9 protein-coding genes are annotated in these 11877 nt (G+C 73.5%); 3 read left to right on the plus strand and 6 right to left on the minus strand.

The features are described from left to right. Positions 1-188: 188 nt before the first annotated feature. Complete coding sequence (locus EF903_RS18870; protein WP_260615583.1) at positions 189-1175, minus strand: LysR family transcriptional regulator; 987 nt, start codon at positions 1173-1175, stop codon at positions 189-191. 123 nt (positions 1176-1298) lie between these two features. Between EF903_RS18870 and EF903_RS18875 the strand changes: the two genes are divergently transcribed. From EF903_RS18875 to EF903_RS18885, 3 genes are all read left to right on the plus strand, one after another. Beyond that, positions 1299-2276 (plus strand): EamA family transporter, encoded by a 978-nt coding sequence (locus EF903_RS18875; protein WP_125544700.1) that lies wholly within the window; start codon positions 1299-1301, stop codon positions 2274-2276. Between the two features lie 99 nt (positions 2277-2375). After that, positions 2376-4619, plus strand: a complete 2244-nt coding sequence (locus EF903_RS18880; protein ID WP_125544702.1) for an ATP-dependent RecD-like DNA helicase — start codon at positions 2376-2378, stop codon at positions 4617-4619. 167 nt (positions 4620-4786) lie between these two features. Next, positions 4787-6076, plus strand: a complete 1290-nt coding sequence (locus EF903_RS18885) for a citrate synthase (protein WP_125544704.1) — start codon at positions 4787-4789, stop codon at positions 6074-6076. 391 nt (positions 6077-6467) lie between these two features. Here EF903_RS18885 and EF903_RS18890 read toward each other — a convergent pair whose 3' ends face one another. The 5 genes from EF903_RS18890 to EF903_RS18910 form a co-directional block, all read right to left on the minus strand. After that, a complete protein-coding gene (locus EF903_RS18890) occupies positions 6468-8780 on the minus strand; it encodes a cation-translocating P-type ATPase (protein ID WP_125544714.1) in 2313 nt (770 codons plus the stop codon). A gap of 110 nt (positions 8781-8890) precedes the next feature. Beyond that, a complete protein-coding gene (locus EF903_RS18895; RefSeq protein WP_125544706.1) occupies positions 8891-9124 on the minus strand; it encodes a heavy-metal-associated domain-containing protein in 234 nt (77 codons plus the stop codon). A 284-nt stretch (positions 9125-9408) separates the two neighbouring features. Next, on the minus strand, positions 9409-9609 hold the full coding sequence (locus EF903_RS18900; RefSeq protein ID WP_125544708.1) for an AlpA family transcriptional regulator: 201 nt from the start codon (positions 9607-9609) through the stop codon (positions 9409-9411). Between the two features lie 232 nt (positions 9610-9841). Beyond that, entirely contained in the window at positions 9842-10852 is a 1011-nt protein-coding gene (locus EF903_RS18905; protein WP_125544710.1) for a Gfo/Idh/MocA family protein, read from the minus strand. Between the two features lie 74 nt (positions 10853-10926). Continuing rightward, positions 10927-11841: a sugar phosphate isomerase/epimerase gene (locus EF903_RS18910; RefSeq protein WP_125544712.1), complete on the minus strand. Its 915-nt coding sequence runs from the start codon at positions 11839-11841 to the stop codon at positions 10927-10929. Positions 11842-11877: the final 36 nt, after the last annotated feature.

The raw sequence follows: 11877 nt of genomic DNA on the forward strand, positions 1-11877 counted from the left end.
GGCCGGGGGCGCGGTCGCCGGGGCGGGCGTCGGCCGGGCGGCCGGCGTTGTGGGCTGAGCCGGGGCCGGAGCCCGCCGGGGAGTCGCGTACGGCGTACGCGGCCGCCCCGGCGGCCGTGGCGGCTGCGGCCACGGCGGCCGCGGTGAGCAGGGACCGGCGGGAAGTGGGGTGCGGCACGCGCCGGACCCTACTGCCGGCCCGCGCCCCCACCGCCGAGGACACGGCCGGAATCCCCCGGACGGGGCCCGGGCACGGGGCCTTCCTGCCCGGCGCCCGCCTGCGCGGCCCAGTGGTCCCGGAGCGTGCGCACCGCCTCGGTGATCGCCGGGCGGCGGGCGGCGCCGGTGCGCCACAGGGCGTACAGGCGGCGCACCGGAGCAGGCTCCAGCGGCACCGCCACCGCCCCCGGCGGCAGCGCGCCGGTGCCGAGGCGGGGGACGACCGCCACCCCGAGCCCGGCGGCGACGAGGGCGACGATCGTGTGGTTCTCCTCCGCCACGTGCGCGACGTCCGGCTCGAAGCCGGCCGTGCGCAGAGTCCGCACCAGCCAGTCGTGGCAGACGCGGCCCGGCGGCTGGCACACCCACCGCTGGCCGCCGAGGTCGGCCCGGCGGACGGCGGCCCGCCGCGTGAAGGGGTGGCCCTCGGGCACGACCAGGTCGCAGCGGTCTTCCCCGATCAGCGCCTGCTCGACGCCGTCCGGGGCGGGCAGCGGCGCGATGTCCCAGTCGTGGGCCACGGCCAGGTCCGTCACGCCGCGGGCCACCAGGTCCACCGACAGGTGCGGGTCGACCTCGGTCAGGCGTACGTCGAGCCCGGGGTGGCGGCGGGCCAGTTCGGCGAGCACGCCGGGCAGCAGCCCGCGCGCCGCCGACGCGAACGCGGCGACGGCCAGCAGCCCGCCCGGCTGCCCCCGGCGCTCCTCCAGGGTGGTCTCGGCGCGCTCCACGATCGCCAGCAGCTCGCGGGCCGTGTCGGCCAGGTGCCAGGCCTCCTCGGTGAGCGCGACACCACGCCCGCGCCGCTCCAACAGGGTCGTCCTGGTCTCCCGTTCGAGCTTCGCGATCTGCTGGGACACCGCCGAGGGCGTGTAGCCGAGGGCGGCCGCCGCGCCCGCGACCGAGCCGTGGACGGAGACGGCGTGGAGGGCGCGCAGCCGGGAGAGGTCGAGCATGCCGACCATCGTAGGCAGGGCGCCCGGGCCGCCGCCCGACCCGCGGATTCGTCACGGATGCTTCATCCATCGCGGAAGACATCGTCGCTGGTGCTTCACGGTCGCCGCACCGATGCTCAAGGCATGCGTCCCGCACACACCGCCCTCGCGGTCCTCGTCGCCGCGGTCTGGGGCTTCAACTTCGTCGTCATCGAGATCGGGCTCGGGCAGTTCCCGCCGCTGCTGCTGTCCGCCCTGCGCTTCCTCGCCGCGGCCCTGCCCGCGGTCTTCTTCGTGGGCCGGCCCAAGGTCGCCTGGAAGTGGGTGCTCGGAGTCGGGGCCGCGCTCGGCATCGCGAAGTTCGGGCTCCTCTTCACGGGCATGGCCGCCGGGATGCCGGCCGGGCTCTCCTCCCTCGTCCTCCAGGCGCAGGCGGTCTTCACCGCCGCGCTTGCGGGCGCCGTGCTGCGGGAGCGGCCCGGGCGGGTCCGGCTGGCCGGGATGGCCGTCGCGCTCGGCGGTATCGCGCTGGCCGCCGCCGACCAGGGGGCCTCCGGGCCGGTGCTCGGCTTCACGCTCGTCGTCGCGGCCGCCGCCTGCTGGGGCGTCTCGAACGTGCTGACGCGCAAGGCGGCCCCGCCCGACGCGCTCAACTTCATGGTCTGGGTGTGCACCGTGCCGGTGCTGCCCCTGCTGGCGCTGTCGCTGCTGCTGGAGGGGCCCGAGCGGGACCTGGCCGCCCTGCGCGCCCTGGACTGGTCCGGGATCGCCGTCATCGGGTACGTCGCCTGGGTGTCGACCGTGTTCGGCTTCGGGGCCTGGGGGTACCTGCTGCGGCGCTACCCGGCCTCCTCCGTCGCCCCGTTCTCGCTGCTCGTACCGGTGTTCGGGATGTCCTCGGCGGCGCTGGTGCTCGGCGAGGAGGTCACCGGGCCGCGCCTGCTCGCGGCGCTGCTCCTGATCGGCGGGGTCGCGCTGACCTCGCTCGCCCCGGCAGGTAAGGGAATCGCAAAGTCCGCCTCCGGTGTGCAACCTCCCGCGGGCCGGGCGGGTCTCATGGTGCGTCGGGACTTCCGGGGAGGGATCCGGGGGGATCGGGAAGCACCGGCGAGGAGGGGGTGACCGCGAGGGGGTCCGGCCGCGAGGCCGGGCCCTTTTCCGGTTCGGAGCCGCCGTCCACAGGCCCGCCGGAGTGTCACGGGCGGGCGGTAACGTCGCCCCATGGCAACGAACGGGGCGGTCCAACCCGCAGTGGTCGAGGGGGTCCTGGAGCGCATCACGTATGCGAACGAGGAGAACGGCTACACCGTCGCCCGCGTCGACACCGGCCGCGGCAGCGGGGACCTGCTGACCGTCGTCGGCTCCCTGCTCGGCGCGCAGCCCGGCGAATCGCTGCGCATGGAGGGCCGCTGGGGCTCCCACCCGCAATACGGGCGCCAATTCACGGTCGAGAACTACCGGACCGTGCTGCCGGCCACCGTCCAGGGCATCCGCCGCTACCTCGGCTCCGGCCTCATCAAGGGGATCGGCCCGCGGATCGCCGACCGGATCGTCGAGCACTTCGGGACCGACACCCTCGACGTCATCGAGGCCGATCCGGCGCGGCTGGTGGAGGTGCCGGGCCTCGGCCCCAAGCGGACGCGGATGATCGGCGCCGCCTGGGAGGAGCAGAAGGCCATCAAGGAGGTCATGGTCTTCCTCCAGGGCGTCGGCGTCTCGACCTCCCTCGCGGTCCGCGTCTACAAGAAGTACGGCGACGCCTCCATCTCGGTGGTCCGCAACCAGCCCTACCGGCTCGCCGCCGACGTCTGGGGCATCGGCTTCCTGACGGCCGACCGGATCGCCCAGGCCGTCGGCATCCCGCACGACAGCCCCGAGCGGGTCAAGGCGGGCCTGCAGTACGTGCTGTCGCAGTCCGCCGACCAGGGGCACTGCTTCCTGCCCGAGGAGCGGCTCATCGCCGACGGCGTCACCATGCTCCAGGTCGACACCGGCCTCGTCATCGACTGCCTGGCCGAGCTCGCCGCCGACCCGGAGGGCGTCGTACGCGAGTCCGTGCCCGATCCGGACGGGGGGCCGCCGGTGACCGCCGTGTACCTGGTGCCCTTCCACCGGGCCGAGCTGTCGCTCGTGGGGCAGGTGCGGCGGCTGCTGAACGCCGAGGACGACCGGATGCGGTCCTTCCAGGACGTGGACTGGGAGCGGGCGCTGGGCTGGCTCGCCGGGCGCACGGGCGCCGAGCTGGCCCCCGAGCAGCGCGACGCCGTACGGCTCGCCCTCACCCGGAAGGTCGCCGTCCTGACCGGCGGGCCCGGTTGCGGCAAGTCGTTCACCGTCCGCTCCATCGTGGAGCTGGCCCACGCCAAGAAGGCCAGGGTCGTGCTGGCCGCGCCGACCGGGCGGGCCGCGAAGCGGCTGTCCGAGCTGACCGGCGCCGAGGCCTCCACCGTGCACCGGCTGCTGGAGCTCAAGCCCGGCGGGGACGCCGCGTACGACAGGGAACGCCCGCTGGACGCCGACCTCGTCGTCGTCGACGAGGCCTCCATGCTGGACCTGCTGCTGGCGAACAAGCTGGTCAAGGCCGTGGCGCCGGGTGCCCACCTGCTGCTCGTGGGCGATGTGGACCAGCTGCCCTCGGTCGGCGCGGGGGAGGTGCTGCGCGACCTCCTCGCGGACGGCGGCCCCGTCCCCGCGGTCCGCCTCACCCGGATCTTCCGGCAGGCGCAGCAGTCCGGCGTCGTCACCAACGCCCACCGGATCAACACCGGCCTGCCCCCGCTGACCGACGGCCTGCCCGACTTCTTCCTCTTCCCGGAGGAGGACACCGAGGAGGCCGGCCGCCTCACCGTCGACGTCGCCGCTCGGCGGATCCCCGCCCGCTTCGGCCTCGACCCGCGCCGCGACATCCAGGTCCTCGCACCCAAGCACGGCGGGCCGGCCGGGGCGGGCCACCTCAACGGGCTGCTCCAGCAGGCCATCACCCCGGCCCGGCCGGACCTCGCGGAGAAGCGGTTCGGCGGGCGGGTCTTCCGCGTGGGGGACAAGGTCACCCAGATCAGGAACAATTACGAAAAAGGTGCGAACGGCGTCTTCAACGGAACCGTCGGCGTGGTGACCGCCCTCGATCCGGTCGAGCAGCGGCTGACGGTCCGGACCGAGGAGGACGAGGAGGTGGGCTACGACTTCGCGGAACTGGACGAACTGGCCCATGCGTACGCCGTCACCATCCACCGCTCCCAGGGCAGCGAGTACCCGGCGGTCGTGATCCCCGTCACCACCGGTGCTTGGAGGATGCTCCAGCGGAACCTGCTGTACACCGCGGTGACCAGGGCGAAGAAGCTGGTCGTGCTGGTGGGGTCGCGCAAGGCCCTCGCCCAGGCGGTGCGTACGGTTTCCGCAGGCAGGAGGTTCACGGCGGTCGCCCCTAGGCTGTCCGGCCGCATACCGGGGGGAAACACCGCCTAGGGTTTCCGCTTTCGGCGCGGAGGGGGCAGGATAAGAAGGTTGACGGCACTCAGTGCCGTCGAAATTGCCTTACGCCGACCCCGAGTGCACTCTCCTGCGCCAGATGGGGGAAGGTAGAGGAAGTCAGGGCACCTCGAAGAAGAGGCACTACGTCGGTGAGGGATGACGTGAGCGACAACTCTGTAGTACTCCGGTACGCGGACGGTGAATACACCTACCCGGTGGTCGAGAGCACCGTCGGCGACCAGGGCTTCGACATCTCGAAGCTGAGGGCCCAGACGGGGCTCGTCACCTTGGACAGCGGCTACGGCAACACCGCCGCCTACAAGTCCGCGATCACCTACCTGGACGGCGAGCAGGGCATCCTGCGCTACCGGGGCTACCCGATCGAGCAGCTGGCGGAGCGCTCGACCTTCCTCGAGGTCGCGTACCTGCTGATCAACGGCGAGCTGCCGACCGTCGACGAGCTCGCGTCGTTCCGCAACGAGATCACCCAGCACACCCTGCTGCACGAGGACGTCAAGCGGTTCTACGACGGCTTCCCGCGCGACGCGCACCCGATGGCCATGCTGTCCTCCGTGGTCAGCGCGCTGTCGACGTTCTACCAGGACAGCCACAACCCGTTCGACGACAAGCAGCGGCACATCTCCACGATCCGCCTGCTCGCCAAGCTCCCGACGATTGCGGCGTACGCGTACAAGAAGTCGGTCGGCCACCCGGTCGTCTACCCGCGCAACGACCTCGGCTACGTCGAGAACTTCCTGCGCATGACGTTCTCCGTGCCGGCGCAGGAGTACGAGCTCGACCCGGTCGTCGTCTCCGCGCTCGACAAGCTGCTGATCCTGCACGCGGACCACGAGCAGAACTGCTCCACCTCCACCGTCCGCCTGGTCGGCTCCTCGCAGGCGAACATGTTCGCCTCGATCTCCGCCGGCATCTCGGCCCTGTGGGGCCCGCTGCACGGCGGCGCCAACCAGTCCGTGCTGGAGATGCTGGAGGGCATCCGGGCCAACGGCGGCGACGTCGACTCCTTCATCCGCAAGGTGAAGAACAAGGAGGACGGCGTCCGCCTGATGGGCTTCGGCCACCGGGTGTACAAGAGCTTCGACCCCCGCGCGAAGATCATCAAGGCTGCTGCGCACGACGTCCTGTCGGCCCTCGGCAAGTCCGACGAGCTGCTCGACATCGCCCTCAAGCTGGAGGAGCACGCGCTCTCCGACGAGTACTTCGTCTCGCGCAACCTCTACCCGAACGTGGACTTCTACACGGGTCTCATCTACCGCGCGATGGGCTTCCCGACCGAGATGTTCACCGTGCTCTTCGCGCTCGGCCGCCTCCCCGGCTGGATCGCCCAGTGGCACGAGATGATCAAGGAGCCGGGTTCCCGCATCGGCCGCCCGCGCCAGATCTACACCGGCGTCGTCGAGCGCGACTTCGTCCCGGTCGAGGCCCGCTGACGCAAGAGCCGGCCCGGGCCCGCAGAACGCGAAAAGCGCCCCGCCGTCGATCCCCCCACGGGTCGACGGACGGGGCGCTTTCCCTTGCCCCGGCCGAGGATTCCCCCCACGGGATCCGGGCCGGGTGTCGGCGAGGAGCGCACACCGGGTGCGCTCCGGTCGGGTTCTGCCGGGACCCGTACGGGTCGGGGGGGCCGCTCAAAGCACCCCGTCGGGCACGCGTCCCGGCCGGCCGGTGCCGCGGACGTCCCCCAAGACCTCCGTGAACGTCCCCCAAGACGTTCCTGGCACCGCACCATTAGACCCACTGACCGGGCCGATGGTTACGCTCCTGTCACTGTGATCTGCGTCTCCTGTGAAGGAAGTGTGCACAGTGTGAGGAGAGCAACCGCTAACGGAAGGATCGCAGCCGCAGGCTGTTCGTGACCACGAAAACCGAGGAAAAGGCCATCGCAGCCCCTGCGATCATGGGATTGAGCAGTCCGGCCGCCGCGAGCGGCAGTGCCGCCAGGTTGTAGCCGAACGCCCAGAACAGGTTGCCCTTGATCGTGGCGAGGGTCCGCCGGGACAGCCGGATCGCGTCCGCCGCGACGCGCAGGTCGCCGCGGACCAGCGTCAGGTCGCCGGCCTCGATCGCGGCGTCCGTGCCCGTCCCCATGGCGAGGCCCAGGTCGGCACGGGCGAGGGCGGCGGCGTCGTTGACCCCGTCCCCGACCATGGCCACCGTCCGGCCCTCGGACTGCAGGCGCCGCACCACCTCCACCTTGTCCTGCGGCAGCACCTCGGCGATCACCTCGTCGATGCCCACCTCGCGGGCCACCGCCTCGGCGACGGCCCGGTTGTCGCCGGTCAGCAGCACCGGCGTGAGGCCGAGCGCCCGCAGCCGGGCCACCGCCTCGGCGCTGGTCTCCTTGACGGCGTCCGCGACGGTCAGCACGCCGCGCACCGCACCGTCCCAGGCGACCAGCACGGCGGTGGACCCCTCGGCCTCGGCGGCCTCCTTGGCCCGCGCGAGCCCGTCGGGGAAGGCGATCGAGCTTCCGGCGAGGAGCTGCTCGCGGCCGACGAGCACCTCGCGGCCCTCCACCACGCCGCGGACGCCGAGCCCGGCGAGGCTCTCGAAGGACTCCGGCACCGGCAGCGGGCCCCGCTCGGCGGCGCCCGCGGCGACGGCCCGGGCGATCGGGTGCTCCGAGGCGTGCTCCAGCGCTCCGGCGAGGCGCAGCAGCTCGGCGCCGTCCGTCCCGGGCGCGGGGTGCACGCCGGAGAGGGCCATGCGGCCGGTGGTGACGGTTCCGGTCTTGTCCAGGACGACGGTGTCGACGCGGCGGGTGGACTCCAGCACCTCCGGCCCCTTGATCAGGATGCCGAGCTGGGCGCCGCGCCCGGTGCCGACCATCAGCGCGGTCGGCGTGGCCAGGCCCAGCGCGCAGGGGCAGGCGATGATCAGAACGGCGACGGCGGCCGTGAAGGCGGCGGTGGGGTCGTCGGTGGCGAGCAGCCAGCCGACCCAGGTGCCGAGCGCGAGGAGCAGGACGACGGGCACGAAGACGGCGGAGATCCGGTCGGCGAGCCGCTGCACCTCGGCCTTGCCGTTCTGCGCCTCCTCGACGAGGCGGGCCATGCGGGCCAGCTGGGTGTCGGAGCCGACGCGGACGGCCTCGACGACGAGGCGGCCGGAGGTGTTCAGGGTCGCGCCGGTGACGGTGTCGCCGACGGAGACCTCGACCGGGACGGACTCGCCGGTCAGCATCGAGGCATCGACGGCGGATTCGCCCTCGACGACCGTCCCGTCCGTGGCGATCTTCTCGCCGGGGCGGACGGCGAAGCGGTCGCCGGGCCGCAGGGAGGCGACGGGGACCCGTACCTCCCGGCCGTCGCGCAGGACGGCGACGTCCTTCGCGCCGAGCTCCAGCAGCGCCCTGAGCGCGGCGCCGGCCTTCCGCTTGGATCGGGCCTCCAGGTAGCGGCCGAGCAGGATGAAGGTGACGACGCCGGCGGCGACCTCCAGATAGATGGCCGAGGAGCCGTCGGTGCGGGAGACGGTGAAGTCGAAGCCGTGCCGCATGCCCGGCATGCCGGCGTGCCCGAAGAACAGCGCCCACAGGGACCAGGCGAAGGCGGCGAGGGTTCCGACCGAGACGAGGGTGTCCATGGTCGCCGCGCCGTGCCGGGCGTTGGCCCAGGCGGCCTTGTGGAAGGGCAGGGCGCCCCAGACGACGACGGGGGCGGCGAGCGTGAGCGAGAGCCACTGCCAGTTGTCGAACTGCAGAGCGGGCACCATCGCGAGCAGGACCACCGGCAGGGACAGCGCGGCGGAGACGAGCAGCCGGGAGCGCAGTGCGGCCGTCGCCGGGTCTGGCGCCTCCTGCGGAGCCTCCGCTTCCGGGCCGTCGGCGGGGACCGCCGCGAGGGCGGGGGCAGGCGGGGGCGGCTGCTCGGCGGTGTATCCGGTCCGCACGACCGTCGCGATCAGGTCGGCGACCTCGGTGCCGGCGCCGTAGGAGATGCGGGCCTTCTCGGTGGCGTAGTTCACCGTGGCGGTGACGCCGTCCATCCGGTTCAGCTTCTTCTCGATGCGGGCCGCGCAGGAGGCGCAGGTCATCCCGCCGATCGCCAGTTCGACCTCGGCTGCGGGCGGGGGCGGTGCGGCGGCCGGGGCCTGCGGGGGCCCGTCGTGCACCGTGCTGCGGCTCGTGCTCATGCTCATGATCCGGCTCCAAAAGGGGACAGCCGGGCCGTACGGGGCCGGTATCAGCCGGCGGTACGGCCCGGGTCGGGTACTGCGCGGGAGGGGCCCCGGGCCCCGGCTGCTCAGGCCTGGCCGGCGAGCTCGTAACCGGCCTCGTCCACGGCGGCCCGGACGTCCTCCTCCGCGAGCGGCGCCTCGGAGACCACGGTGACCTCCCCGGTGGCGGCGACGGCCTTGACCGAGGCCACGCCCGGGAGGGCGGAGAGCTCGGCGGTCACGGCGCCCTCGCAGTGGCCGCAGGTCATGCCGGTCACGCGGTAGACGGTGGTGGTGCGGGTGTCCGTCTCGGCGGTCATGTCGTTCTCCTCTTTCAAGGGTGCGTCTTCAAGGGTGCGTCCAGTTGCTGCCGCAGGGGCGGTCGCGCGGTCGTGCTCCACGGTCCCTCCGACGATTCGAGACTATACCCCCAGGGGGTATTACGCGAGCGGTGGAGGGTCGCTTCCGCGCGCCGCGGACCGTGGGCGTGCGGGCGTGCGCGCGTGCGGGCGTGCCGAAGTGCGGACACGGGCATGCGGACAGGCGGACATGCGGACGGCCCGGGCGCGCGAGGCGGCCGGGCCGTGCGTACGCGGGCGGCGCGTCAGGAGCCGCTTCGGGAGCGGTTCCCCGGGCGGCGCGCCGCCCACGCGCGGATCGCGTCCGCGCGCCAGTAGGGCCTGCCGCCCTGCACGAGGTCCGGAGCGGGCAGCAGTCCGTGCTTGCGGTACGAGCGCACCGAATCCGGCTGGACCCGGATGTGGGCGGCGATCTCCTTGTAGGACCACAGCGGTCCGTCGCTCATCGACGACACCTCCTCGTCCACGTGCCGGGCCGGCCGGGCGGCCGGCGGGGGATCCGGCGCGTGGCCCCGACGATCACCCCGGTGCTTCCCGCGAGGCGGGGAATCCTGACTCCGGGTGTCCGGCTGTTGACGTTCGGTTACAGAAAAGCCGCGTGACGCGGAAGGACGTGACACGGCGGCGACAGCGGTGACGCCGTCGGGACACGTGGCCCGCCGTGCGGCGGGCGGCCCGTCAGCGGTACAGGGGAGGCCGCTCCGCCAGCTCCACCGCGGTCCGCGCCCCGCTGCGCGCCGCGGCCAGCGCCGCCTCGCAGACGGCCGCCGCCGCGTAGCCGTCCCACGCGTCCGGCCCCGCGACACCGCCGCGCGCGGCCGCGGCCACCCACCGGCGCAGCTGCCGGTCGTACGCGTCGGCGAAGCGCACCGTGAAGTCCTGCGGGATCGCGCCCGCCCGCAGCCCGGCCCGGCGCACCTCCACCGCCTGCGGCTCCCCGAGGGACGCGCTGCCCGCCTCGCCGACCGCCTCGCAGCGCACCTCGTAGCCGAACCCGCAGTTGACGAAGACCTCCACGTCCACCAGCGCGCCGCCGGAGGTCTCCATCAGCACGAAGCGGGGATCGCCCAGCCCCTCCGGCGCCAGCGAGGACGGCGCGGGCGCGAACACCGACACCGCGGTCACCTCCTGCCCGAGCAGCCAGCGCGCCGCGTCGACCTCGTGCACCGCGGAGTCGCCCAGCAGCATGTCGGCCGTGAAGAACGGCGGCGAGGACGCGTTGCGGTGCCGGCAGTGCAGGAACAGCGGCCGCCCGATCCCGCCCCCGTCCAGCAGCTCCTTGAGCTGCCCGTACTCCGCGTCGTGCCGCCGCATGAACCCCACCTGCACCAGCCGCCGCCCCAGCCGCTGCTCGGCCTCCAGTACACGCAGCGCCCCCGCCGCGTCCGGCGCCAGCGGCTTCTCGCACAGGACGGGCAGCCCCCGCTCCAGCGCGAAGGCGACGGCCTCCTCGTGGGCGGCCGCCGGCGAGGCGATCAGCACGGCCCCCACACCGGGCGCGGCCACCGCAGCCGCCGGGTCGGTGAGGGCGTACGCCCCGTCCAGGCCGGCGGCGACCTCCTTCGCGCGGTCCCCGTCCGGGTCGGCGACGGCCACCACCCGGGCCCCGCCGACCGTCCGCCCGATGCGCCGGGCGTGGTCGGCGCCCATCCTGCCCGCCCCGATGACGGCGATGCCGAGCGTGCTCATGTCGTCGTACCTCCCACAGGCCGGTCCAATGCTGTTCTGTTCTGTTCGCTGCGGTTCTGTGCGCTGCGGTTCGTTCAGCGGGTGCCGCAGGAGCGCAGGTACGCGCGGGTGCGGCGGGCGATCGGCAGCGGCCGGTCGGGCGGGCACGGGTACATGTCCTGCTCCACGATGGCGAACAGGTCCACCCCCAGCCGCTGCGCCGCGGCGAGCACCGGCTCCAGCGCCGGCACCCCCGACGGCGGCTCGCACATCACCCCCCGGGCCACGGCCGGCCCGAACGGCACCTGCTCCGCCACCACCTCCGCGAGGACCCGCGGGTCGACCTGCTTCAGGTGGAGGTAGCCGATCCGCTCGCCGAACTCCTCGATCGCCGCCACGCTGTCGCCGCCGCAGTACGCGTAGTGCCCCGTGTCCAGGCACAGCGACACCAGCTCCGGATCGGTCGCGTCGAGGAAGCGCGCCACGTTCGCCTGGGTGTCGATGTGCGTGTCCGCATGCGGGTGCACGACGATCCGCAGCCCGAACTGGTCCCGGACCTCCCGGCCCAGGCGCTCGGTCTGCCCGGCCAGTTCGCGCCATCCCTCCGCGGTCAGCTCGCGGTCCTCCAGCACCGCGCCCGTCTTGTCGTCCCGCCAGAACGCGGGGATCACCACCAGGTGGTCCGCGCCCATGTCCCGGGTCAGCGCGGCGACCCGCGACACGTGCTCCCAGGTGTCGGCCCAGACCGCCGGCCCGTGATGGAGTCCGGTGAAGACGGTGCCGGCGCTCACGCGCAGGCCCCGCTTCGCCGTCTCCTCGGCGAGCCGGCCCGGATCGGTGGGGAGGTAGCCGTACGGGCCGAGCTCGATCCACTCGTACCCGCACTCCGCGACCTCGTCCAGGAACCGGTCCCAGGGCGTCTGGAGCGGATCGTCGGGAAACCAGACACCCCAGGAGTCCGGAGCCGAGCCGACGCGGATACGGGTCAACGCGGGTGGGGAGGAGGTCATGGCACCACCTTCGGTAAGGGACGGACGGGACGGGAG

It is taken from the genome of Streptomyces sp. WAC05292 (genome assembly GCF_003949955.1).
Taxonomy (GTDB): domain Bacteria; phylum Actinomycetota; class Actinomycetes; order Streptomycetales; family Streptomycetaceae; genus Streptomyces; species Streptomyces globosus.